This window comes from Streptomyces sparsogenes subsp. cuspidosporus, assembly GCF_039532705.1.
GTDB classification, from domain to species: Bacteria; Actinomycetota; Actinomycetes; order Streptomycetales; family Streptomycetaceae; genus Streptomyces; species Streptomyces sparsogenes.
This window is the reverse complement of the sequence record NZ_BAAASD010000043.1, coordinates 38249-62542: the sequence shown is the minus strand read 5'-3', so window position 1 is coordinate 62542 and position 24294 is coordinate 38249. Positions and strand designations below refer to the sequence as shown.

The following is a 24294-nucleotide window of genomic DNA, read 5'->3' as shown; positions in this document are numbered from 1 at the left end:
GGGACTCATGTCGAAGCAGCGCATCACCACCGCCCTGGTCATCCTGACCGCCGCCGCACCCCTGTTCTTCGGCCTGAACTTCCTGCTGAACCCGCACGGCGCGCCCGACGGCTTCGGCATCGAGCCCTGGCCGCAGGGCAATGCCCAGGGCTACTTCGTGGTGAAGGGCGTACGTGATCTCGCCGTCGGAGCCACCGCCCTGATCCTGCTCGCGCTCGGGCAGCGGCGCGCGCTGGGGTGGGTGATCCTGGTCGACGCGACCGTCCCGCTGGGTGACGCGCTGGCGGTCGTCACGCACGGCGGCACCCTCACCACGGCGCTGACCGTGCACGTCTCAGCCGCCTGCGTCGTGCTGCTGACCGCCGGGATGCTCCTCGCGGAGGGGCGTACGCGCGCGGCGCACTCCCCCGCCGGACAGACCCTGAGCGCCTAACGGCCCGAGGCGCCCGCTTCGCGGCGCCGCTCCGGCCCCGGCCCCGGCGTGCCGGGGCCGGGCGGCGTCGCGGGGCGGTGCGCGTCGGGCCCGGGCTCCGCGCCGGCGCGGGGAAGGAGCGGAAGGAACTGCCGCCACCACGGCGCGGGCGCCGTGGTGGCGTCCTGCCGACCGCGCGCGGTGCCGGCGTCCGCGCCGCCGTGCGCTGTCGCGTCGTCCTGCCGGCTCTGCGCCGTGCGGCTGTCCTGCCGGGCGTACGGCGTGCCGGCGTCCCACCCGCCATGCGCTGCCGCGCCGCCCTGCCGGCCCTGCGCCGTGGTGGCGTCCCGCCGGGCGGGCGCCGTGGGGCTGTCCTGCCGGCCGTGCGCCGTGGCGGCGTCCCGTCGGCCGTCGCCCTCCCGGTCCTCGCCGTCCGGGCGCGGGGTGGGCGCCGCCGAGGCGGCCCAGGCGCGGGCCTCGGACTTCCGGGCCAGCCAGGCCATCAGCACGGGGACGACCAGCCGGAGCCAGCGCAGGACCACCGCGCCGGGGACCCCGGGCAGGGCCGTCCAGGCCAGCGTCGCCGTGCCCGTACGCCACCAGCTCGGGCCCAGCTCGGCGAGCCCGGCGGTGCCCAGGGCGCCGCCCGAGGCGCCGGCGAGCACGGCCATCGCGGCCGCGCAGGCGAGGGACGCGGCGGCGGCCATCAGGGCGGTCTGGCCCCACCCCCACACCGCCACGGTCGGGCGCCTTGCCGACGCCTCACTCCTCTCGTCACCGCCCGGGCCGACGCCCCGGCCCAGGTCCCGGTCGGCGCCTTGACCGAAGCCCCCGCCGGGGCCCCCGCCGGGGCTGCCGCCGTCCGTCCGCCGTACCGCCGCGACCGCGACGAACCACGCCAGCGACGCCCCCGCCGCGCACCCCGCCAGCCAGCTCAGCCGGCTGCCGTCGCCCTCGGCGGGCAGCGCGGCCAGCAGGGGGAAGTGGGGCAGGTCGGGGTAGTCCGCCACGCCGAGCGGCCCGACGGCCGCGGCGCCGACCGCGAAGCCGGGGCCGAGTCCGTACGCGGCCCCCCAGACGATCGCGTTGGGCAGCAGCGCCAGGCTGATCAGCAGCACCGCGAAACGCCCGGACCAGACGTCGCTGAGCTCCAGGAACGCCAGCTGCACCTCGCCCGCGTGGCTCATCAGCGACACCGCGGTGAGCAGCGCCCCCGCGCCGAGCAGCACGACGAGGGCGCCCGCGGCGGCCCGCAGCACCGCGGCGCGGAACACCGGGGTGCGGTAACCGGGGATCCTCAGCTCGCCGGTCCCGGACCCGGCGGCCCGGCGTGCGGCGGCCGACCTGAGCCACACAAAAGGCACCAGGCACACCAGGCGCAGCAGCCGCCGCAGCCGGTGGAGGGCGGCGAAAACGCGTCCGGCGTGCGGCAGCCGGGCGCGCGCCCACGCGGCCAACCGTTCACCCAGTCGCTGCCGCCACTGGCGGCATACGCGGCGCGCGCGGGCGGGCGGGCGCGGCACGGGGAAGCGCCCGTCCGCCACCCACACCCCCACCGCGACGGCCACCGCGGCGACCAGCGGCAGGTGCAGCAGGGCGCTGAGCGGCGCGACGCGCAGCGGCCCCGCCGACGCGTACAGCATGACGGCCACCCCGACCAGCAGATAGCCGCCCGTCACCCATCCGAAGGCGGTGCGCGGGTGAAGTGCGGCCTCCGCGGGCACCCATCGCCCGCCACCGCCGGTCGCCTCCCCTGAGTCCTCCCGCCGGTCCTCCCCCGCGTCCACCTCGTCCTCCGCAGCGTCCTCCACCTCGTCCTCCGCCGCGCCCCCCTCGATCGCGTGCCGCCCGGCCCGGTAGAGCAGCCAGCACGGCAGGGCACTGATCAGCAGCGGGGTGAGCCCGACGGGCGCGGAGCCCCCCGACGGCGTCCCGGTCCGTACGAGATCCGCGCCATGCGCGAGAAGCCACAGGTCGGCGGCGATGTGCAGGGCCCTGTCCGGGCTGCTGCCGGGGTCCGAGGAGGTGATCCACAGCAGGAGCACGAGGACGGCGAGCGTGCCCAGCCCGAGCCCGGCGGCCACGACGCCGCCGAGGAACGCCTCCCTGACACCGGAGGAGGGGCGCCGGAGCACGGCGCGGCCACGGGAGGACAACGACGGGCTGCGATCGGTCAATTGGGTCACGCGCCCATGCTGCCAATAACGGCCGTTTCATCCGCACATCAGGCGATTGGTCGCCGTGTCGTAAAGGTTGCGGTTATGTGCGTTTCGCGCTAAGCGCGCGCCAAGGGAGATCGAGAGGAGAGAAGGGCGGGGGATCGAGGGGAAAAGGGCGCGGGCCCGCACCACCGGGTGGGTGGTACGGGCCCGCGTCCGTGAGCCGAGCGCTCCGGCGGACGGCGTCAGCCGGCCAGCGCGGCGCGCGCCAGGCGGGCCGTCTCGGACGGGGTCTTGCCGACCTTCACGCCCGCGGCCTCCAGGGCCTCCTTCTTCGCCTGCGCGGTGCCGGAGGAACCGGACACGATCGCACCGGCGTGACCCATGGTCTTGCCCTCGGGCGCGGTGAAGCCCGCCACGTAGCCGACGACCGGCTTGGTGACGTTGGCCTTGATGAAGTCCGCGGCCCGCTCCTCCGCGTCGCCGCCGATCTCGCCGATCATCACGATCAGGTCGGTGTCGGGGTCGGCCTCGAAGGCGGCCAGGGCGTCGATGTGGGTGGTGCCGATGATCGGGTCACCGCCGATGCCCACGCAGGACGAGAAGCCGATGTCGCTCAGCTCGTACATCATCTGGTAGGTCAGCGTGCCGGACTTCGACACCAGGCCGATCCGGCCCGGCTTGGTGATGTTGGCCGGGATGATGCCCGCGTTCGACTGACCCGGCGTGATCAGGCCCGGGCAGTTCGGACCGATGATGCGGGTCTTGTTGCCCTTCTGGCCGGCGTAGGCCCAGAAGTTGGCCGTGTCGTGGACCGCGATGCCCTCGGTGATCACGACGGCGAGCGGAATCTCGGCGTCGATCGCCTCGATGACCGCGTCCTTGGTGAACTTCTCCGGGACGAAGATCACGGTGACATCGGCGCCGGTGGCCTCGATGGCCTCCTTGACGGTGCCGAAGACCGGTACCTCGGTGCCGTCGAAGTCGACCTTCGTGCCGGCCTTGCGCGGGTTCACACCGCCGACGATGTTGGTGCCCGAGGCAAGCATCCGCCGGGTGTGCTTCTGACCCTCGGACCCGGTCATCCCCTGAACGATGACCTTGCTTTCCTTGGTGAGGAAGATAGCCATGGTGTTGGTGACCCGTTCCCTTACTTCGCAGCCGCGAGCTCGGCGGCGCGCTCGGCCGCTCCGTCCATGGTGTCCACCTGCTGCACGAGCGGGTGGTTGGCGTCGGTCAGGATCTTGCGACCCAGTTCCGCGTTGTTGCCGTCGAGACGCACGACGAGCGGCTTGGTGACCTCTTCGCCCTTGCTCTTCAGCAGTTCCAGGGCCTGCACGATGCCGTTGGCCACGGCGTCACAGGCGGTGATGCCACCGAAGACGTTGACGAAGACCGACTTGACATCCGGGTCGCCGAGGATGATCTCCAGGCCGTTGGCCATCACCTCGGCGGACGCGCCGCCGCCGATGTCGAGGAAGTTGGCGGGCTTGACGCCGCCGTGGTTCTCACCGGCGTACGCGACGACGTCGAGGGTCGACATGACCAGACCCGCGCCGTTGCCGATGATGCCGACCTCGCCGTCGAGCTTGACGTAGTTGAGGCCCTTGGCCTTGGCGGCCGCCTCGAGGGGGTTGGCCGCGGCCTTGTCCTCGAGCGCCTCGTGCTCCGGCTGGCGGAAGGAGGCGTTCTCGTCCAGGGAGACCTTGCCGTCCAGGGCGATGATCTTGCCGTCGCCCGTCTTGACCAGCGGGTTGACCTCGACGAGAAGGGCGTCCTCCTCGATGAAGACCTTCCACAGGGTCTGCAGGACCTCGGCGACCTGGTCGGCGACCTCGGCCGGGAACTTCGCGGCGGCGACGATCTCGGCGGCCTTCTCCTTGGTCACGCCCTCGATGGCGTCGACCGGGATCTTGGCGAGCGCCTCGGGGTTCTGCTCCGCGACCACCTCGATCTCCACGCCGCCCTCGACGGACGCCATGGCGAGGAAGGTGCGGTTGGTCCGGTCCAGCAGGAAGGAGACGTAGTACTCCTCCTTGATGTCCGCGGTCTGGGCGAGCATCACCTTGTGGACCGTGTGGCCCTTGATGTCCATGCCCAGGATCTGAGTGGCCTTCTCGACCGCGTCATCCGCGTCGGAGGCCAGCTTCACACCACCGGCCTTGCCACGGCCACCGACCTTGACCTGCGCCTTGACGACCGCGCGGCCGCCGAGTCGCTCGGTCACCTCGCGCGCCGCCTCAGGCGTGTCGATGACTTCACCGGCCAGCACCGGTACACCGTGCTTGGCGAAGAGGTCCCTCGCCTGGTATTCGAACAGGTCCACGCGCGTCCGTCCCTTTTCCTGGAAATCGCGGTTCGTTGTCTGCGCGGGCGTGCCGCGGTGGCAGCGTGAGGACGCGATCTTTGACGAGGGCGGCACACGTGCGCCGGGTACGCGGCATGTCCGTCTCGCAGGTTATCCCCGAGGGACCTGCGTCCCTAAATCGCAGATCACACTGGCGCGGTGATTACGGTCACAGATCGCGACCATACCCACCTATCTTTGTACAGCCTCGCTGCTCGGAGGGGCGAGCTCGGGCTGCGGACAGGGGCAACGCCGATCGGGCGGCCCCCTCCCCAACGAGGGCCGCCCGATCGGTCAAGCAGGTGCCGTACGGCGTACGCGAACGCGTACGGCAGATGGCGTCATCAGACGTTCAGCCCGCCGAGGCCGTCGATGCCGCCAACGCCGTCGATGCCGTCGGCGGTGGGCAGGTCGGCCGGGACCTCGGCCGGGACGGTGGGCAGGTCGGCCGGGACCTCGGCCGGGACCTCGGCCGGGACGGTCGGCAGGTCAGCCGGAACGGCCGGGACCTCGGCCGCCGGGACGGTCGGCAGGTCAGCCGGAACGGCCGGAACCTCAGCCGGAACCGTCGGCAGGTCAGCCGGGACCGCCGGGACAGCCGGGACCTCGGCCGCCGGGACGGTCGGCAGGTCGGCCGCCGGGACCGTCGGCAGGGCCACGACCGGGACGGTCGGCAGGTCGGCCGGGACCGTGGGGACGGCCGGCAGCAGCGGCAGCGCCGGGATGTTGGCGGCGTCCGTCAGGTCGCCGGGCAGCGCCGGGACCAGGGTCTCCGCGCCCGAGGCGGCGTTGCTGACGGTGATCTGCGCGTCGGTGGTGACCGTCAGGGTGAGGCCCTGGGCGAGCAGCACCGTGTCGTCGGCCACGCACTCCACGCCGCCCTTGGCGCCACCGGCCACGTTCAGGACGTACGGGGCGACCTGGAGGTAGACGTCGTCGGCCAGCGTGCCGGCGTCACCCACGGTCTGCTGCGCGACGGGGGTCACCTTGGCCAGGACGTCGTGCCCGGTGGGGGGCAGCTCGCCCGGGGCCACGGCGGCGGCGGTCGCCTGGGCGTCGCCCAGCGTGCGCTGGGCCTTGCCGGCCAGCTCCTCCGGGCGGACGCCCGCGCCGGAGAGGGCGGCGAGCAGGTTGTCGACGGAGCCGGGGGCGGCGGGCAGCTCGGGGGTGGCCGGCAGCTCGCCCGGGACGGCGGGGAGGGCGGGCACGGCGGGGGTGACGGGCACGGAGGGCAGCGAGCCGAGGCCGGGGAGCTGCGGCACGACGCCGGGCACCTCGCCGGTGGGCAGGTCGATGATGTCGGTGGCCTTCTTGGCGGCCTTCTGCGCCTTCTTGACCGTCTTCTTGACCTTGTTGACCTTGTTGGCCTTGTCGGCGGCCTTCGCCGGCTCGGCCGTGCCGGTGGCGCCGTCGGTGAGGCCGTCGGCCAGGCCGGTCACCTCGTCGACGCCCGGCAGGGCGTCCTTCGCGGCGCCGGTGACCTTCGAGGTCACGCCGTCCACGGTGGCCTCGGCGCCGTCCACGGTCCGGCCGGCGGCGTCGGTGACCTTGGAGGTGTCGGCCACGCCGTTGGTCACGTCCTTCACGCCGTCGGTCGGCAGCGTGTCCCCGGCGGTCTTGGTCGCGCCGCCGACGGTGCTGGTGACGCTGTCGGTGGACGGGGCCTCGGGGAGGTCGGCCGCGTTGGCGGCGGCGGAGCCGAGGGCCCAGAGACCGGTGGCGGCAGCGGCGACGACGATGGAACGGCGGATGTTGCTACGCATGAGGGGAAGTCCTTCGAATTCAGGGGGATGTCGGACGGGCAGACCTGACCCGCCCCCGCGCGGCAGGTCTCAGCAGACGGGGGTGAAGGTCTGCCCTAGCCGGGGAATTCGAGGACTTCGTTGAATCGCTCGCGCGTGGGCGCGGAGCTCTCCGCGCGGACGGCGCCGGGCCGCAGCCAGTGGCCCGCCGGGCCGCCCGGCACGAGGGTGGCGTGGGTGTCCCCGCCACGGGGGGCGCCGCTGTCGCCGGTGCACAAGGCGGCGGTCCCCACCGGGGAACCGGGGAGGGGGAAGGGCAGCGGCGCCGGGGCGCCCTCGCCCTGGACCGGGCCGTGCGCCCCCCGTACGACCGGGGCCCGGTCGTGGTCGGCGGCGGTGCGCGGCGCGGTCACGGCCGATCGCGGGGCCGTGGGCCCCATCCGGGCGGCGGCGTGCGCGGCCGGGGATCCGGAGGCCGTGTCGTCCTTGGCCCGGTGGCTGTCGGACGGCTGGTGAGCAGGCGCGGAGCCGCTCGGACCGGTGTCGCCGCCCGCCCCGCCGAGCGCTCCTGCGGGCAGGTGGACGGGCAGGGAGTCACCCGTCCGGCCCAGCAGGTCGGTGACCGGCTCGGTGAGCTGCCGGGTCTGCTCCTCGACCGGCCGTACGGCTTCCCGTACGGCGTCGTCCGTGGCCTGGGCGGCCTCGGTCGCGTCCTTGGTGTGCCGTGCCACGGTGTCGTCGGCCCGTCCCGGGTCGAGCAGCCCGGAGGCGCCGGCCCGGTCGGCGGCCGCGCCCGCGTCCGTACGCTCCGCGGCGTGCGCGCTGCCCCCGAAGAGGAACGCGAGCGCCAGGAAACCCCCGAGGAACAGCGCCGCCAGCAGCGCCCGCCGCGCGGCCGCGGTGCGCGGCAGGCGCACGGCGGCAGGCATGGCGAGCACAGCGGACAAGAGAGGGGGCCTTCCCAGACGTACGGGCATACGGGCATACGGAGCAGGGCGAAGCAGATGCGGATCGACCAACCGGAAGGTCAGATTCACTTCCGGGGCGATGGGTTGATCCTTGCACGACGGACGGGGGGCGGCGCAACCCCCCGGTTACCGATGGAGCCCCTTTTCCGGTATGGGCAGTTGGCGCTTTTCGATCGCCGCGGCCATGACGTCCGGGAAGAGATCGGGGGTGCAGGCGAAGGCCGGCGCGCCGAGCGCGGCGAGCGCCGCGGCGTGCTCACGGTCGTAGGCGGGGGCGCCCTCGTCGGACAGCGCGAGCAGTGCGACGAACTGCACGCCGGACGCCTTCATCGCGGCGACCCGGCCCAGCATCTCCTGGCGTATGCCGCCCTCGTACAGGTCGCTGATGAGCACGACGACGGTGTCGGCGGGGCGGGTGATCCGCGACTGGCAGTAGGCGAGGGCGCGGTTGATGTCCGTGCCGCCGCCGAGCTGGGTGCCGAAGAGCACGTCCACCGGATCGGCCAGCTCCTCCGTCAGGTCCACGACGGAGGTGTCGAAGACGACGAGCCGGGTGGTGAGGGAGCGCATCGAGGCCAGCACGGCGCCGAAGACGGACGCGTACACGACGGACGCGGCCATCGACCCCGACTGGTCGATGCACAGGATGACGTCCTTCTTCGCCCCGCGGGCGGCGCGCCCGTATCCGATCAGCCGCTCGGGGACGACCGTCCGGTGCTCGGGGAGGTAGTGCTTCAGGTTCGCCCGGATGGTGCGGTCCCAGTCGATGTCGCGGTGGCGGGGGCGGCTGGTCCTGGCCGAGCGGTCGAGGGCGCCGGTGAGGGTGGCGCGGGTGCGGGAGGCCAGGCGCTTCTCCAGGTCCGCCACGACCTTGGCGACGACGGCGCGCGCGGTGGTCCTGGTCGTCTCCGGCATCGCCTTGTTGAGCGAGAGCAGGGTGCCGACCAGGTGTACGTCCGCCTCCACGGCCTCCAGCATCTCGGGCTCCAGGAGCAGCGCGGCCAGGCCCAGCCGGTCGATGGCGTCCCGCTGCATGACCTGGACCACGGAGGTGGGGAAGTACCGCCGGATGTCGCCGAGCCAGCGCGCCACTTGGGGCGCGGAGCCGCCGAGCCCCGCCGAGCGCGGGCCGCTCCCGGCGGAGCCGCCGCGGGCGGCGGCCGGGCCGCCGGGGCCGCTCTCGCCGCCCGCACCGTAGAGCGCCTCGAGCGTGCGGTCCATCGCGGCGTCCTGCCCGCTCAGCGCGCACCCGGTCCCGTCGCCGCCGCCCTGCCCGCCGAGCACCAGCCGCCAGCGGCGCAGCCGCTCGCTCGCGGTCGTCTCCCCGGTCATCCGGCCACCTCCGAGGCGCGGTTGTGGTGGTTGTGATGGTTGTCATGGCCGACGTGGCTGTGGTCGAGGCCGAGGAGGAGGCGGACCACCGGCACGACGGCCGCCGCGCGGTCCTCGTCCAGGCCGGGGCCGAAGCCGGGCGCGGCCGGGCCGCCGGCCGGGCGCGGACCGTCGGCCGGGGCCGGTCCGCGGCGGACCAGCTCGCCCAGCGTGCGGCGCACGCCCGCGTCGTACGCCGCGAAGGTGCGCCGCAGCAGCGGCAGCACGTCCGTGAACGCCTCCGCCGGGACGCCCGTGAGCCAGCGGTCGAGCAGCCCGAGCAGCCGCTCGTCGTGGACCAGGAGCATTCCCCCGCCCGCGCCGCCGCCCACGAATCCCTCGATCCAGGAGGCCGCTTCGGCCGGCGCGGTGCCGGGCGAGAGCACCAGGCCCATCAGCCGGGCCGCCTCACCCTCGGCCAGCCGCCCGTCGTCCAGGAGCAGACGCGCGGCCCGGCCCCGGATCAGCCCTGAGACCCCATCGGCTCCGGCGAGCGACCGCAGCACGGCGCCCCAACGCCCCCGCAGCCCGTCACCCCGGCCGCTCGCATCGCCAGCCCCGGCCGGGCCAGCCGAGCCGCCAGGACCAGCCCGGCCCACCGGGCCGTTAGCCCCAGCCGGGCCACCAGAGCCCACCGGGACGTTATGGCCGGCCGGGCCCGCTTCGGCGTGCTCCGCACCGCCCGAGGCAGCCCCGCCGCCCGCGCCGACCGCGCCCTGCGCGCTGCCCCGGCCGCTCGCATCGCCCGGGCCGCCTCCGCGACCCGCGCCCTCCGGGTCGGCTAGCCCCGCTTCGGCGCGGGCCGCGCCGCCCGGCCGGATCTCCGCCAGCAGGCCGACGGCCTGGTGCACGGCTTCGAGGTGGCCGCGCATCTCCGCGGCGCCGTCCGCGTCGAGGCCGAAGCAGGCGGGGGGCAGCCCGACCAGGACGCGCTCGGCCAGGCCCATCGCGACCTCGGCCAGGGCGGCGGTGTCCGTGCCGCGCACGTCTCCGTACCGCACGGAGCGGACGAGCGCGGGCAGGGCCTGGGCGAGGTGGCCCACGTCCGCGTCGAGCGCGGCACGGTCGGCGAGCGCGCGCATCACGACCGGCAGCGCGTCGGGGAGCGCGGCGAGCAGACAGCGCTCGGCCAGCTCCGTGACCTCACCGAGCGCGGTGGCGTCCACCGCCTTGGCCTCCGCCCTCGCCGTGGCGGCCGACAGCACGGTGGTGCCCCACACCCCGGCCTCGGCGACCCGCACCGACAGCTCCGGCTCCCAGCGCAGCCGCCACGTCTCCCGGAACGTGCCCGTGCTGCCGCGCGAGGCGGCCGGGGTCCCCCAGTCGACGCCGAGCAGCCGCAGCCGGTGCAGCAGGCGGCTGCGCGCGGCGTCGGTCTCCTTGCGCAGGTCCAGCTCCAACTCGCGCTCCATGGCCTCCGGTTTGAGCCGCAGCGAACGCTGCGTGCGCGCCAGGTCCCGCTGGAGCGGAGCCGCCGGGGCCGACTCGGGCACCTCCCCCAGCACGTCCCCGACGACCAACCGGTCGTGGACGATCGCGAGCGGCACGTCGGAGCCCTCGCACAGCACCGCCCGCACCGCGTCCGTGGTCTCGGCGAGCCCGGCGAGCGGGCGGCCGCGCACGGCGGCGAGGGTCTCGGCGAGCCGCACCGCCTCGATGACATGCGCGGAGGAGACGGCGAAGTCCTCGGCGCGCAGCAGCCCGGCGACCTTGGTCATCCAGCGCTCCAGCGGGCGGTCCTCGGCGTGGAAGAGATGGCTGTACCAGCCGGGGGAGGCGATGCCCGCGCCATAGCCGCTGTGCCGCGCCAGCCGGCGGTGGGTCCACGGCACCCAGCTCAGCTCCGCCCTGACCTTCGGCAGCCCCTTGAGCAGGCCCCGGTCGGCCGTCGCGGTGGTGCGCCCGGCCAGCGCCGGGACATGCCAGGCCCCGCACACGACGGCGACCCGGTCGCCGAACTCCCGCCGCGCCTCGCGCAGCCGCAGCCGCATGTGCGCCTCGCGCACGGCGTCGTGCTCGTGTCCGCCGTGGCCGTACTCGGCGCGGAGGGCTGCCATGGCCTCGCCGAGCGCGGCGAACGGCGCGACGGCCCCCGCCATGTCCGAGCCGGCCGCCGCGTCCGAGCCGGCCACCGCATCCGAGCCCGCCGCCGCATCCGAGCCGGCCACCGCGCCGATCCCGCCTGGCGCGCCGACCCCGCCCGGCGCGCCGGTGCCGACGCCGCGGTGCTCGACGACGTCCTCCCACCAGCGCTCCGGATCGTCGTATCCGGCGGTCTCCGCGAGCACCCCCAGGGGGTCCACGCGCAGCCGCCCGGCCGGATCCGGCCCGGGGTCCTCGTCCGTACGGCCGTCCGTACGGTCGGGCGTGCGGTCGGACGTACGGTCCTCCGTACGGTCCTCCGTACGGACGGCCATCGCCAGGGAGTTCGCCGCCGGGAGGTCGATGAAGCGCACGGGGACGCCGCGGGACAGGGCCCACCGGATGGCCACCCACTCCGGGGAGAACTCGGCCAGCGGCCAGAACGCGGCCTGCCCCGGGTCGCCCACCGCGTGGGCGAGCAGGGCGACGGGGGGCCGCATGCCCTCCTCCGCGGCGAACCCGACCAACGCGTCCCCCTCCGGCGGCCCCTCGATCAGCACGGCGGCGGGCCCGCAGGCGTCGAGCGCGGCCCGCACCGCCCGCGCGGAGCCCGGGCCGTGGTGCCGCACGCCCAGGAGCAGCGGCCACGGTGCCCCGGCCGCGTCCGGCCGGGCGCCGGGCGGGGGCGCCGCGAGGCCCGGGGCGGCGCCGGTCACGCGCCCACCTCACGGCACGCGCGGTAGAAGTCCTTCCAGCCGTCGCGCTCGCGGACCACCGTCTCCAGGTACTCCTGCCAGATGACCCGGTCCGCCGCCGGGTCCCGGACCACCGCGCCGAGCATGCCCGCGGCCACGTCGCCCGCCCGCAGAACGCCGTCGCCGAAGTGGGCGGCGAGGGCGAGCCCGCCGGTGACCACGGAGATCGCCTCCGCCGTCGACAGCGTGCCCGAGGGCGACTTGAGCTTCGTGCGCCCGTCTTCCGTCGTCCCGCCCCGCAGCTCGCGGAACACCGTGACCACGCGGCGGATCTCGGCCACGCCCTCGGGCACTGCGGGCAGGTCCAGCGAGCGGCCGATCTGGGCCACCCGGCGCGCCACGATGTCGACCTCCTCCTCGGCGGTCGCGGGCAGCGGCAGCACGACCGTGTTGAACCGGCGACGCAGGGCGCTGGACAGCTCGTTGACCCCCCGGTCGCGGTCGTTGGCCGTGGCGATCAGGTTGAAGCCGCGGACCGCCTGGACCTCCTCCCCCAGCTCGGGGATCGGCAGGGTCTTCTCCGACAGGACGGTGATCAGCGTGTCCTGGACGTCGGCGGGGATACGGGTCAGCTCCTCCACGCGCGCGGTCATCCCCCCGGCCATCGCCCGCATCACCGGGCTGAGCACGAGCGCCTCGCGGCTGGGGCCGTGGGCGAGGAGCCGGGCGTAGTTCCAGCCGTAGCGGATGGCCTCCTCGGGCGTGCCCGCGGTGCCCTGGACGAGCAGCGTCGAGTCGCCGCTGATGGCCGCCGCCAAATGCTCGGAGACCCAGGTCTTGGCCGTGCCGGGCACGCCCAGCAGGAGCAGGGCGCGGTCGGTGGCCAGCGTGGTGACGGCCACCTCGACGATGCGCCGGGGGCCCACGTACTTGGGGGTGATCACGGTGCCGTCCGGCAGCGTGCCGCCCAGCAGGTACGTCGCGACCGCCCACGGCGACAGGCGCCAGCGGGCGGGCCGCGGGCGGTCGTCGGCCGCGGCGAGCGCCTTGAGCTCGTCGGCGAAGGCGTCCTCGGCGTGCGGACGCAGGGCCTCGCCGCCGGCGGTCTCGGCGGCCCCGGCGGTCCCCGCCGCCCCGGCGGTCTCAGCCGTCTCGGCGGTCTCGTCTGCGCTGGGCACAGGCACGGTCACAGCTCCCCCACGACTCGTCTCTCCGTCCGTTTCCGGACCCGTTCACCACCCTGCACCACACCACTGACAATCCGCCCGCATGCCAACGAACCCCCAGGCCAGGGCGGTTGTCAGTGGCCGCACGTACCGTCGGTGACATGAATGCGCAGGGGGAACGCTGGACGGCGGAGCAGGTGCTGGCCCTGGCTCCTGACGCCGCCTCACGCAAGGCGGGCGGCAAGCTCGCCACGCCCGGCCCCTGGTCGGCGGCGGGTGCCCACGGCGGGGGCGTGTGGGGGCTGTGCGCGGGCAGCGGCGGCAAGCCGTACCAGACGGTCGTGGATCTCGACGGGCCCGCCTACCGCTGCAGCTGCCCCAGCCGGAAGTTCCCGTGCAAGCACGCGCTCGGCCTGCTGCTCCTGTGGGCGGGCGGCGGGGGCGTCCCGGAGGCCGAGGGGCCGCCCGAGTGGGCCGGGGAGTGGCTGGCCGGGCGCCGGGAGCGCGCCGCGCGCGAGGCGTCCGGCGCGGCAGCCGAGGCCGCCGCGGGCGGGCGGAAGGAGCCGGGCGGCGTCGCCGATCCGCAGGCGGCCAGGCGCCGGGCCGAGCGGCGCGCCCAGCGCATCGCGGCGGGCGCCTCCGAGCTGGAGCAGCGCCTGGCGGACCTGCTCCGCGACGGCCTGGCCGGCGTCGATCGCTCCGGTCACGCGGTGTGGGAGGAGACGGCCGCGCGCATGGTCGACGCCCAGGCGCCCGGCCTGGGGGCGCGGGTGCGGGAGCTGGGCGCCGTCCGCTCCTCAGGGCCCGGCTGGCCGGGGCGCCTGCTCGAGGAGTGCGCGCTGCTGCACCTGCTGAGCGAGGGTTACGCGCGCCTCGACCGGCTCCCCGAGGCGCTGGCCGCCGCGACCCGCTCGCGCGTCGGCCTCACCACGCCCACGGCCGAGCTGCTGGCCTCCGGCACCGCCGTCCGCGACCGCTGGCTCGTCCTCGGGCGGCAGGACGACAGCGACGGCCGGCTGACGACGCGCCGCATCTGGCTCCGCGGCCAGGACACCGGGCGCATCGCCCTGCTGCTCTCCTTCGGCGCGGCCGGCCACACCCCCGAACTCGCCCTGCCGGTCGGGATCGTGCTGGACGCCGACCTCACCTACTACCCGGCCGGGCGCCCGCTGCGCGCCGCGCTCGGCACCCGCCACCCGGACCCGCCGCCGCCCCCTGCCCCCGCCGCGCCGTCCGCCGCGCCGGCCCAGCCCACCCCGTCGGCCCCTTCGCCCCCGGTCCCGCCGGTCCCTTCGGCCCCGTCGCCGCCGGTGCCCCCGGGGAGCGACATCCCCACCGCGCTGGCCGCCTACGGGGACGCGCTGCGCGAGGACCCCTGGCTGGACGCCTGGCCGGTCGTGCTCTCGGGGGTGACCCCGATCCCGGGCGGCGAGGACGGCTGGCAGTTGGCGGACCCCCGGACGGGCGCCGCCCTGCCGATCGACCCGCGGTGCGCCGGGCGTACGGACCTGTGGCAGCTGACCGCGGTCTCGGGCGGCGGCCCCGTCACGGTCTTCGGCGAATGCGGCCACCGCGGCTTCGCCCCCCTCACCACCTGGGATCCGGCCCCGGTCCCGCTCCAGAGCCCGTCCGGCGCCGGATCGACACTCCACGGAGGCATGCCGTGAGCACCACCGCGTCCTGGGACGACCTGGTCGCCGCCGCCCTGCTCGGCACCGAGCGCCGCACCCCGCCCGTCACCCCGCGCCCCGGCCAGGATCCGCCCGCCGCCCTGCTGGACGCCGCCGCGCTCAGCACGCTGCGGCGGCGCGCCGGGCTGCGCACCGCGGCCGCCCGCCCGGCCCCCTCCCCCGCGCCCGCCGATCCCCGCCCACCGCTGCCCCCGGCCGCCCGCAGCCGGCTGGCCATGCTGCTCGCCGGCCGCTCCGCCCCCGGCGGCGGCCGGCGCTCCGCGCCCGACCTCGCCGAGCTGCTCCCGCAGTGGCTCACCATGGCCAACCAGTACGGCTACCAAGCACCCGCCGCCCTCCTCCCGGCCCTCCTGGACGCGGCCCGCGCCCGCACCGATCTGCGCCCCGAAGCACTCGCCCTCGGCGGTCCGCGCGCGCTGTGGCTCGCCCGGCTGAACCCGGAGTGGAAGTTCGCGCTGCGCACCGGCGGGGCGGGGCGCGCGGCGGAGGCGCCGGCGGATGCGGAGACGGAAGCGGAGGCGCTGGCCGGTGCGGAAGCCGGGGATCCGGCGGACGGCGCGGCTGCGGTGGCCGTACCCGCCGGGGTGCGGCGGCAGTGGGAGGAGGGGCTGTTCGCGGAGCGGGTCTCCTTGCTGGCCGCGGTCCGGCACCGGGATCCGGAGGTCGGCCTGGCGCTGCTCGGGAGCACCTGGTCCACGGAGCGCGCGGAGGACCGGCTGATGTTCCTCGACTCGCTCCGCGACGACCTCTCGCCCTCCGACGAGCCGTTCCTGGAGCAGGCCCTGGCCGACCGCAGCCGGAACGTCCGGGCCACGGCCGCCGAGTTGCTGTCCGCGCTCCCCGGCTCCGCGCTGGCCTCGCGTATGGCCGAGCGGTCCCGCGCCTGCGTCTCGCTCGACTCCGGGGTCATCACCGTCGAGGCGCCGGCCGAGTGCGACAGCGGCATGCAGCGCGACGGTGTCGTGGCCAAGCCCCCCTCGGGGCGCGGGGAACGCGCTTGGTGGTTGGGCCAGTTGGTCGAGGCGACGCCGCTGGAGTGCTGGAGCGGCTGGTTCGGCGGGCGGGGCGCGGCCGAGATCGTGGCGCTGCCGGTGGCCGACGGCTGGCAGGCGGACCTTCAGGCGGCATGGTGCCGGGCGGCCGTGCGCCAGCGGAACGTGGAGTGGTCCCGCGCCTTGCTGGGCGCGCCCGTCGCGCCCCCCGCCGCGCCGCCCACCGCCCCGGCCGCCTCGGCCGCGCCGGGCGGAGCGGACGGGGCCGGCGGGGCGGGTGCAGGGGCCCCGGCCGCCGCTCAGGCCGCCCCGTCCTGGCGCGATCCGGCGAAGCTGCTGTCCGCCCTGCCGCCGGACGAACGGGCCCAGTGGGTCGCGGACTTCATCGCGGCCCACGGGCTGTCCGACGCCTTCCGGCTCCTGGGGGTGTGCGCGGTGCCGTGGGCCGAGCCGCTGGGCCGGGCCGTCGTGGACGCGCTCGACATCGCCCGCGACGCGGGCAGCTACCCGTGGAGCTTCAGCGGCGTGATGGGGCTGGCCGAGCGCTGTCTGGACCCGGACCAGGCCGACCGGCTGGAGGTGCTCACCGCGATATCGGACGAGCCGGAGGACGGCTCGCCCGGCGCCGGGGGCTACTGGTCGGAGGCGTTCCAGCGGCTGGTGGGCACGCTCCGGCTGCGCGCGGCGATGCGGCGCGAGCTCGAACCGCCCGCCGCGGCGGCGGCCCGCCCGGCACCGACCCCGTGACCGGCCCGCCCGGAGCCGATCCCGTAATTGGCCCCCGGCCCGCCCGGAGCCGATCCCGTGACCGGCCCCCCGGCCCGCCCGGAGCCGGCCCCGTGACCGGCCGCACCGGCCGCGGCGGGGCGGTCCGGGGCCCGCCCCGCCGCTCCGGTTACGCGGCCACCGGCCGGACGTTCTCCCTGACCCACTCCACGATCGATACGGTCGTGGCGCCCGGGGTGAAGATCTCGGCGACGCCCTGCTCCTTGAGCAGCGGGATGTCCGCCTCGGGGATGATGCCGCCGCCGAACACCTTGATGTCCTCCGCGTCGCGCTCCCGCAGCAGCTCTATCACCTTCGCGAAGAGCGTCATGTGCGCACCGGAGAGGATGGACAGCCCGATCGCGTCGGCGTCCTCCTGGATCGCGGTGTCGACGATCTGCTCAGGCGTCTGGTGCAGGCCGGTGTAGATGACCTCCATGCCCGCGTCGCGCAGCGCCCGTGCGATGACCTTCGCCCCGCGATCGTGACCGTCGAGCCCAGGCTTGGCCACCACCACGCGGATCGGACCGGTCACACCCATCGCAGCCTCCATGTCGTCATCCCACCCCGCCGCGCGTCGCGCGGATCTCGCCGACCGCCGTCGGGGGACGTGAACGTGAACGAACGTTATCTCCAGCATCCCGCACGCAGCGGTTTCACGGCGCGCAGCGAGGGGGAAATCACACGTGGGACACATTCACCTCGGCCGCACCCACATTCGCCTCGAATTCCGCGGGGCGGACCCACGCATCGGGCCGGCCATCAGGGGAGCCGCAGCGGGGACCGTCGCACCGCGCCGCGCCGTCAGTGAGGGCCGCCTGGCGCCGCGGTGCGACGGAGCGGTCGTACCGGACGAGCCCGGGAAGGGCTGTCCGCGAGGGCACACCGGGGCAGCGCCGCGCCTTCCGTGCGCCGTTGGGGAGGTCGGCCGCCATGGGCCTCGCACGGATCCGCGCCACCGTCCTCGACCTGGCGATCCTCGCCGGGCATCTCCTCCTCTACCCGACCGGCCTGCTCCAGGAGCGCCCGCCGGCGACACCACCCGCCGCGCCGCCCGCCGGCCCGCCCCGCGAATCACCCGCCGCGCCGCCCGCCGGCCCGCCCCGCGAATCGCCCGCCGCGCCGCCCGCCACCCCGCCCGACGGATCGCCCGCCGCACCCGCCGACGCAGCGCCCGGCGCCGTGGCCGCGCTGCCCACCGACGGTCCGGACCGCCGCCCGGTCCTCCTGCTGCACGGCTTCATCGACAACCGCTCGGTGTTCGTCCTGCTGCGCCGCTCGCTGCGCCGGCACGGCCGCCGGCACGTGGAGGCGCTCAACTACTCGCCGCTGACCTGCGATATCCGGGCCGCCGCCGCGCTGCTCGATCGCCATGTGCGCCAGATCTGCGCGCGCACCGGCCACAGCCGGGTGGATGTCGTCGGCCACAGCCTGGGCGGTCTGATCGCCCGTTACTACGTACAGCGGCTGGGCGGGGACGCCCGGGTGCACACGCTGGTCACCCTCGGCACCCCGCACTCCGGCACCCGCACCGCGCCCCTGCTGGCCGCGCACCCACTGGTGCGCCAGATGTGTCCGGATTCCGATGTGATCGAGGAATTACGGCGCCCCGCCCCCGACTGCCGTACGCGGTTCGTCAGTTTCTGGAGCGATGTGGATCAGCTGATGATCCCCGCGGAAACCGCCCGGATCGACCATCCGGATCTACGGGCGCGCAGCGTCCCCGTCAAGGGAATCGGGCATCTCGCCCTTCCAGTGCATTACGCGGTCGCGGCTCGAGTCCGCGAGGCGCTGGACGCCGCCGACGAGGTCGACGCAGACGCTTCGGGGGCCGTCTCGGTTGCGTGACGGGGCCGGAAGTTGCCGAACAGTAATCGAACATCCGGCCAAATTACGGCATGCGGTCAACCGAAAGGCGGCCAAATGCCCGTTCCGGCGTTACTCAAAACCTGAGGAAGATTGTCGCCGTCCCGAACCGCCGGGTACAGTCGCCGCTAATTCTCCTGCTGCCGAGGCGAAAGAGAAGTTGGTGGTGAACGACCGTCACCCGTCGGGGATCACAACCTCGACCGTCCCCGCTCCTGACGCCTCATATCCTTACTACGAGGCTTACGACCAGCAGGGCACCGCGCACGGCTATGCCGGGTACGACGGCTACTCCACCGGCAACTTCGACAACCTCACCGCCGCGTACGGCGACGGCGACCCTCTCTTCGGCTCACTCCCCGGCGGCCAGGACGGCGGCTACGGGGCCGGCGGCCTCGACGGGTCCACGGGCGGGCAGTACGACGCCACGCAGTGGGGGGCCGCGGCCGGCCCGTACGACTCCGGCACCTATGACACCACCGCGATGTGGGCCGACTCCGGCGTGCCGGCGGCCGGCACCATCCCGGCCCAGCAGGACTCGGACACCGGCGGCCCGTGGGACGCCACCGCCTGGGACACCACCGGCCACCACGACCTGGCGGCCGCCCAGTGGAGCGGCACCGGGCAGTACGACACCTCCGGGGTCGACACCGGCCAGACCCAGTGCTGGGACATGAGCGCCTACGCGACCGTCGACGAGTCGCAGTACGAGCAGCACGAGCAGCACACGCCCTACGAGCAGCACGCGCCGTACGAGCAGTACGAGCAGCACCAGAACTACGAGAACTACGAAAAGCACGAGCAGGGCGGGTACCACGACGGCGGCTACGAGCACGGCGGCTACCAGCAGCCCGCCGAGCAGCCGTACGCCGTCCCCGAGGCGGAGTCCGAACCCGGGGCGGTGGCCGTGCACGAGGCCGAGACCCAGACCGCCCTCATGGTCCTGGACCTCGACTCGCCCGACGCCGACACCGACATGCCCGGCACGGCGGGCACCGGCACCGCCGACCCCCACGACGCCGAGGGCGGCGCGACCGACGACGAGGATCGGGCCCCGGCCGAGACGGCCTCGCTTCCCTCCCCCCGGTCCGCCGCATCCCGCCGGGACGGCGGCCGCAGCCGCCGCCGCGCCCCCGCGGCCCGCCCCAAACGCTCCGCGCTCCTCACCGTCGCCGTTCCCTCCGTCTGCGCGCTGGGCGTCACCGCGGTGGCCGCCGCCTCCGTCAGCAACTTCGGCGACGACAAGAAGGACACCAAGACCACCCAGGCCGCCGCGGACACCCCGCCGGTCAATCCCTCGGTCGCCAACAGCAAGCTGGACACGCAGCTCGCCGCGGGCCTCGAGGACGCCGACGACTTCCGGGACCGCGCCAGCCGCACCCAGGAGCGCATCGACCTCCACGCGCGCCAGGCCGCCGAGCGCAAGCGCAAGCTCGCAGAGGCCGCGCGCAAGGAGGCGCTGCGGCCGAAGTTCGCGCTGCCCGTCTCGCAGCACGGACTGAGCGCCGGCTTCGGCCAGGCGGGCGTCAACTGGATGTCCCTGCACACCGGCATCGACTTCCCGGTCGACAACGGCACCCCGGTCATGGCCGCGACCGACGGCACCGTGCGCACCCAGTGGAACGACGCCTACGGCAACATGGTCATATTGACCAGCCCGGATGGCACCGAGACCTGGTACTGCCACCTGAGCACCGCCAAGATCCGGGCCGGATCGGTCAAGGCCGGGGACGTCATCGCGTACTCCGGGGACTCCGGCAACTCCACCGGGCCGCACCTCCACTTCGAGGTGCACCCCGGCGGCGGCGCGGCCATCAACCCGCTGCCGTGGCTGCGCAGCCACGGGCTCGACCCGACGTAACCCGCGTAAACCCCGCGTAACCCACCCCGAGACGGCCTACCCCCGAAACAGCTCACCCCCGAAACAGGCTCACCCGGGGGCGGGCTCACCCCGGAGGCAGGCTCACCCCCGGGACGAGGGTGAGCCGGCTACAGCTTCTCCACCGGGGCGTACCGCAGCAGCAGCCGCTTCGGCTTCTCGTCGCCGAAGTCGATCGTCGCCTCCGCGTTGTCCCCGCTCCCCTTCACCGCGACCACGGTGCCGAGCCCGAACGCGTCATGGGTGACCCGGTCCCCGATGGCCAGCGAGACCACCGGCCGCTCCTTGGCCCGCCGCGTGGCGAAACCGGCGGCCCCGGCCCCCGCCCGCGCACGCGAGGAGGACAGCGACGAGGACAGCGAGGACGCGACCCCCGCGACGGCCCCGACGGCCCCCATCGACGCCGACGGGGTGGCGGGCCCGGTCCGCTGCCAGCGCACGTACTGGTCGGGGATCTCCTCCAGGAAGCGGGACGGCGGGTTGTACGCGGGCTGGCCCCAGGCGCTGCGCATCGTCGACCGCGTCAGATACAGCCGCTCGCGGGCGCGCGTGATGCCGACGTACGCCAGCCGCCGCTCCTCCTCCAGCTCCTTGGTCTGGCCGAGCGCGCGCATGTGGGGGAAGACCCCGTCCTCCATGCCGCTGAGGAAGACCACCGGGAACTCCAGGCCCTTGGCGGTGTGCAGCGTCATCAGGGTGATGACCCCGGAGCCCTCGGTGTCGTCGTCGGGGATCTGGTCGGAGTCGGCGACGAGCGCGACCTGCTCCAGGAACTCCGCGAGCGTGCCCGGGTTCTCCTCGCCGCGCTCCTGCTCGTACTCCAGGGCGACGGCCGCGAGCTCCTGGAGGTTCTCGATACGGGTCTCGTCCTGCGGGTCCGTGGACGCCTGCAACTCGGCCAGATAGCCCGTGCGCTCGAGCACCGCCTCCAGCACGGTGGCCGGCCCCGCGCCCGACTCGGCGATCGTCCGCAGCTCCTCCATCAGCACGTTGAACCGCTTCACCGCGTTTGCCGAGCGGGCCGCCATGCCGTACGCCTCGTCGACCCGGCGCAGCGCCTGCGGGAAGGTGATCTTCTCGCGCAGCGCCAGCGCGTCGATCATCGCCTCGGCGCGCTCGCCGATGCCGCGCTTCGGCACGTTCAGAATCCGGCGCAGCGGGACGGCGTCCTCCGGGTTGGCCAGCACCCGCAGATACGCGAGGACGTCGCGAACCTCCTTGCGCTCGTAGAAGCGCACGCCGCCGACGACCTTGTACGGCAGCCCGACCCGGATGAAGACCTCTTCGAAGACACGGGACTGGGCGTTGGTCCGGTAGAAGACGGCCACGTCCCCGGCCCGGGCCTCGCCGGCGTCCGTCAGCCGGTCGATCTCGTCGGCGACGAACTGCGCCTCGTCGTGCTCGGTGTCGGCGACATAGCCGGTGATGGTGGCGCCGGCGCCGGCCTCGGTCCACAGGTTCTTCGGGCGGCGGTTCTCGTTGCGCTCGATGACGGCGTTGGCCGCGCTGAGGATCGTCTGGGTGGAGCGGTAGTTCTGCTCCAGCAGGATGGTGGTGGCGTCCGGGTAGTCCTCCTCGAACTGGAGGATGTTACGGATCGTGGCGCCCCGGAAGGCGTAGATCGACTGGTCGGCGTCGCCCACCACGCACAGCTCGGCGGGCGGGATCGCGTCGCCGCCGTCACCCTCGCCGCCGTCGCCGCCGGCGGCCACCGGGCCGGTGCCCACCAGCTCGCGCACCAGCGTGTACTGCGCGTGGTTGGTGTCCTGGTACTCGTCGACCAGGACGTGCCGGAAGCGGCGGCGGTAGTGCTCGGCGACGTCCGGGAACGCCTGGAGCAGATTGACCGTCGTCATGATGATGTCGTCGAAGTCGAGGGCATTGGCCTCGCGCAGCCGCGACTGGTACATCGCGTACGCCTCGGCGAGGGTCTTCTCGAAGCCGTCCGACGCCTGTCCGGCGAAGGTCTCCTCGTCGATGAGCTCGTTCTTCAGGTTGGAGATCTTGGCGCTGAAGGACTTGGGCGGATACCGCTTGGGGTCGAGGTCCAGGTCCCGGCACACCAGCGCCATCAGCCGCTTGGAGTCGGCCGCGTCGTAGATCGAGAAGGAGGACGTGAAGCCGAGCTTCTTGGACTCGCGGCGCAGGATGCGCACACAGGCGCTGTGGAAGGTCGATACCCACATGGCCTTGGCGCGCGGGCCGACCAGCTCCTCGACCCGCTCCTTCATCTCGCCCGCGGCCTTGTTGGTGAAGGTGATGGCGAGGATCTGGCCGGGGTGGACCCCGCGCGCGCCGAGCAGATGCGCGATGCGGTGGGTGAGCACCCGGGTCTTGCCGGATCCGGCACCCGCGACGATCAGCAGCGGCGAGCCGGTGTGGACCACGGCGGCTCTCTGCTGCTCGTTGAGCCCCTCGAGCAGCGCGGCCGGGTCCACGGCGGGCCGGGCGGCGCCGTCGCGGTAGTACGCCTCCCGGGGGGCGGGCGCGTCGAACCTCCCGGCGAAGAGGTCGTGCGGGACGTCCTCACCGGCGGGCCGGCCGTCGTCCTCGGGCGGCGGGGGCTCCTCGTCCGGGGGCCCGAGATCCGCCAGGAAGCTGTCGTCAAAGAGGCTGCTCATCGCTCACCGAGTCTAGGACGCCGCACTGACAGCGTACGTACGGATGTCACGAAACGGTTTCGGGGCAATTCGAACACAGGCTTCACACGGGCCCCACAAGCCCGCTACCGTCCACCGTCAGGCGGCCCGGAACCCGTCGGCGACCGCGCCGGCACGGGCTGTCTCCGCCGAGTCCGGCCCCGCCGCGAGGCGGCTGGAGCCGGGGACCCACGCGCATCACCGGGGTGAATCGGCCCGTGCGGCGACCCAGCCGCCGCACGGCCCGTAGGGCAGCCTTCCGACGCCCGAACCCGACAGCTAACCCGGTAGGCGGTCCACGGAAGGAGTCGCCTCCCTTGGCGTCGCACCGCAAGCCCCGGGCCCGGACACTGGACTCGGCCACCGGCCGCCGCACCGCCGTCTCCGTCACCATGGCGGCCCTCGCGTCCGTCACCCTGCTGAGCCAGACGGCGAGCGCCGAGCCCGGCAAGCCCAAGCCGTCGATCGAAGAGGTCAAGAAGAAGGTCGACACGCTCTACCACCAGGCGGAGTCCGCCACCCAGGGCTACAACGCGGCCAAGGAGCGCACGGGCGCGCAGCGCGCCAAGGTGGACAAGCTGCTCGACGGCATCGCCGACCGGGCCGAGAAGCTGAACGAGGCACAGCGGACGCTGGGCACCTACGCGGCGGCGCAGTACCGCGGCGGCGGCATGGCCTCCTCCACCGCGACCCTGCTGTTCGCCTCCGACCCGCAGGGCATCTTCGACCAGTCCCACCTGATGGACCGGCTGACCAAAAGGCAGAAGAAGGCCGTCGCCGACTTCAGGTCGCAGCAGGCGAAGGCCGCCGAGGAGCGCGCGAAGGCCACCGAGTCCCTGGCCGCGCTGACCCGCTCCCAGGAGCAGCTGAAGACCAGGAAGAAGACCGTCCAGGACAAGCTCACCCAGGCCCGCCGGCTGCTGTCCGAGCTGACCGCCGAGGAGAAGGCGCGGCTGGCGGCGATCGAGCGGAAGAAGGCGGAGGAGGCCCGCCGCAAGGCCGCGGAGCTGGCGCGGAAGCAGCGGGAGGCGGCGGAGCGGCAGCGGGAGCAGCAGCAGGACCAGGGCGGCGGCTCCGGCTCGACCACCCCGTCGGGGTCCTCCGACACCTCCGGCGGCTCGCACTCCACCAGGGCCGACAAGGCCATCGCCTTCGCGCGCTCGCAGCTCGGCAAGCCGTACGTCTGGGGCGCGACCGGCCCCAACTCCTACGACTGCTCGGGGCTCACCCAGGCCGCATGGAAGACCGCCGGGGTCTCACTGCCGCGCACCACCTGGGACCAGGTGAAGGTCGGCACCCGCGTGTCGACCTCCGACCTCCAGCCGGGCGATCTCGTCTTCTTCTATGACGACATCAGCCATGTCGGTCTCTATATAGGCGACGGAATGATGATCCACGCCCCCAAGCCGGGTGATGTGGTCAAGAAGGCGCCGATCACCGAGATGCCGATCTACGGAAGCGTCCGCCCGGCGTAGCCGGTCACGCCAACGGGCAGGTCAGCCCGTCGCGTCAAACCGGTC

Annotated in this window: 16 protein-coding genes and 1 riboswitch; of the genes, 6 read left to right on the top strand and 10 right to left on the bottom strand. The window is 74.6% G+C overall.

All coding sequences use genetic code 11. The features are described 5' to 3' along the window. The first annotated feature begins 7 nt into the window (after positions 1-7). On the top strand, positions 8-433 hold the full coding sequence (locus tag ABFY07_RS34655; RefSeq protein ID WP_346178304.1) for a DUF4267 domain-containing protein: 426 nt from the start codon (positions 8-10) through the stop codon (positions 431-433). Here the strand turns inward: ABFY07_RS34655 and ABFY07_RS34650 are convergent. The 8 genes from ABFY07_RS34650 to ABFY07_RS34615 all read right to left on the bottom strand — a co-directional run bounded on the left by ABFY07_RS34650 (position 430) and on the right by ABFY07_RS34615 (position 12966). Next, on the bottom strand, positions 430-2598 hold the full coding sequence (locus ABFY07_RS34650) for a cell division protein PerM (RefSeq protein ID WP_346178303.1): 2169 nt from the start codon (positions 2596-2598) through the stop codon (positions 430-432). The two genes, ABFY07_RS34655 and ABFY07_RS34650, sit on opposite strands and share 4 nt — an antisense overlap. Positions 2599-2816: 218 nt before the next feature. Next, on the bottom strand, positions 2817-3701 hold the full coding sequence (gene sucD, locus ABFY07_RS34645; RefSeq protein WP_014177349.1) for a succinate--CoA ligase subunit alpha: 885 nt from the start codon (positions 3699-3701) through the stop codon (positions 2817-2819). Positions 3702-3721: 20 nt separating this feature from the next. Beyond that, a complete protein-coding gene (gene sucC, locus ABFY07_RS34640) occupies positions 3722-4897 on the bottom strand; it encodes an ADP-forming succinate--CoA ligase subunit beta (protein ID WP_346178302.1) in 1176 nt (391 codons plus the stop codon). Positions 4898-5262: 365 nt separating this feature from the next. Next, entirely contained in the window at positions 5263-6681 is a 1419-nt protein-coding gene (locus ABFY07_RS34635; RefSeq protein WP_346178301.1) for a hypothetical protein, read from the bottom strand. Positions 6682-6776: 95 nt separating this feature from the next. Continuing rightward, on the bottom strand, positions 6777-7598 hold the full coding sequence (locus tag ABFY07_RS34630; protein WP_346178300.1) for a hypothetical protein: 822 nt from the start codon (positions 7596-7598) through the stop codon (positions 6777-6779). A gap of 156 nt (positions 7599-7754) precedes the next feature. Continuing rightward, positions 7755-8960 carry a VWA domain-containing protein gene (locus tag ABFY07_RS34625; RefSeq protein ID WP_346178299.1) on the bottom strand — a complete coding sequence of 402 codons (1206 nt, stop codon included), beginning with the start codon at positions 8958-8960 and terminating at the stop codon, positions 7755-7757. Further along, positions 8957-11797: a DUF5682 family protein gene (locus ABFY07_RS34620; protein WP_428837060.1), complete on the bottom strand. Its 2841-nt coding sequence runs from the start codon at positions 11795-11797 to the stop codon at positions 8957-8959. Before ABFY07_RS34620 ends, ABFY07_RS34625 begins: the two co-directional genes overlap by 4 nt. Beyond that, positions 11794-12966, bottom strand: coding sequence for an ATP-binding protein (locus ABFY07_RS34615; RefSeq protein ID WP_428837059.1), 1173 nt, complete (start codon positions 12964-12966; stop codon positions 11794-11796). The genes ABFY07_RS34620 and ABFY07_RS34615 overlap by 4 nt, the downstream gene beginning before the upstream one ends. A gap of 137 nt (positions 12967-13103) precedes the next feature. On the opposite strand from ABFY07_RS34615, the gene ABFY07_RS34610 reads away from it, so the two are divergent. Together ABFY07_RS34610 and ABFY07_RS34605 are read left to right on the top strand one after the other, a co-directional pair. Further along, positions 13104-14609, top strand: coding sequence for an SWIM zinc finger family protein (locus tag ABFY07_RS34610; RefSeq protein ID WP_346178298.1), 1506 nt, complete (start codon positions 13104-13106; stop codon positions 14607-14609). Next, the gene (locus ABFY07_RS34605) at positions 14504-16372 is read left to right on the top strand and encodes a DUF5691 domain-containing protein (protein WP_428837058.1); all 1869 of its coding nucleotides are present in this window, start codon (positions 14504-14506) and stop codon (positions 16370-16372) included. Before ABFY07_RS34610 ends, ABFY07_RS34605 begins: the two co-directional genes overlap by 106 nt. Positions 16373-16520: 148 nt before the next feature. On the opposite strand, the gene ABFY07_RS34600 is transcribed toward ABFY07_RS34605, so the two are convergent. Continuing rightward, complete coding sequence (locus ABFY07_RS34600; protein ID WP_065960779.1) at positions 16521-16931, bottom strand: coenzyme B12-dependent isobutyryl CoA mutase small subunit; 411 nt, start codon at positions 16929-16931, stop codon at positions 16521-16523. Positions 16932-17323: 392 nt separating this feature from the next. Between ABFY07_RS34600 and ABFY07_RS34595 the strand changes: the two genes are divergently transcribed. Then, complete coding sequence (locus ABFY07_RS34595; protein ID WP_346178296.1) at positions 17324-18238, top strand: lipase family alpha/beta hydrolase; 915 nt, start codon at positions 17324-17326, stop codon at positions 18236-18238. Between the two features lie 184 nt (positions 18239-18422). Beyond that, a complete protein-coding gene (locus ABFY07_RS34590) occupies positions 18423-20117 on the top strand; it encodes a M23 family metallopeptidase (RefSeq protein WP_346178295.1) in 1695 nt (564 codons plus the stop codon). Positions 20118-20245: 128 nt separating this feature from the next. Here the strand turns inward: ABFY07_RS34590 and pcrA are convergent, their stop codons facing one another. Continuing rightward, positions 20246-22756: a DNA helicase PcrA gene (pcrA, locus tag ABFY07_RS34585; RefSeq protein WP_346178294.1), complete on the bottom strand. Its 2511-nt coding sequence runs from the start codon at positions 22754-22756 to the stop codon at positions 20246-20248. A gap of 155 nt (positions 22757-22911) precedes the next feature. Then, positions 22912-23083: riboswitch (cyclic di-AMP (ydaO/yuaA leader) on the top strand. 8 nt (positions 23084-23091) lie between these two features. Here pcrA and ABFY07_RS34580 point away from each other — a divergent pair. Then, entirely contained in the window at positions 23092-24249 is a 1158-nt protein-coding gene (locus ABFY07_RS34580) for a C40 family peptidase (protein WP_346178293.1), read from the top strand. Positions 24250-24294 lie beyond the last annotated feature (45 nt).

Excerpts from the sequence above, each read along its gene's own strand:
- ABFY07_RS34635 (WP_346178301.1), bottom strand. The coding sequence starts at position 6,681 with ATGCGTAGCAACATCCGCCGTTCCATCGTCGTCGCCGCTGCCGCCACC.
- ABFY07_RS34610 (WP_346178298.1), top strand. The coding sequence starts at position 13,104 with ATGAATGCGCAGGGGGAACGCTGGACGGCGGAGCAGGTGCTGGCCCTG.
- ABFY07_RS34600 (WP_065960779.1), bottom strand. The coding sequence starts at position 16,931 with ATGGGTGTGACCGGTCCGATCCGCGTGGTGGTGGCCAAGCCTGGGCTC.
- pcrA (WP_346178294.1), bottom strand. The coding sequence starts at position 22,756 with ATGAGCAGCCTCTTTGACGACAGCTTCCTGGCGGATCTCGGGCCCCCG.
- sucD (WP_014177349.1), bottom strand. The coding sequence starts at position 3,701 with ATGGCTATCTTCCTCACCAAGGAAAGCAAGGTCATCGTTCAGGGGATG.
- ABFY07_RS34625 (WP_346178299.1), bottom strand. The coding sequence starts at position 8,960 with ATGACCGGGGAGACGACCGCGAGCGAGCGGCTGCGCCGCTGGCGGCTG.
- ABFY07_RS34655 (WP_346178304.1), top strand. The coding sequence starts at position 8 with ATGTCGAAGCAGCGCATCACCACCGCCCTGGTCATCCTGACCGCCGCC.
- ABFY07_RS34605 (WP_428837058.1), top strand. The coding sequence starts at position 14,504 with ATGCGGCCACCGCGGCTTCGCCCCCCTCACCACCTGGGATCCGGCCCC.
- ABFY07_RS34595 (WP_346178296.1), top strand. The coding sequence starts at position 17,324 with ATGGGCCTCGCACGGATCCGCGCCACCGTCCTCGACCTGGCGATCCTC.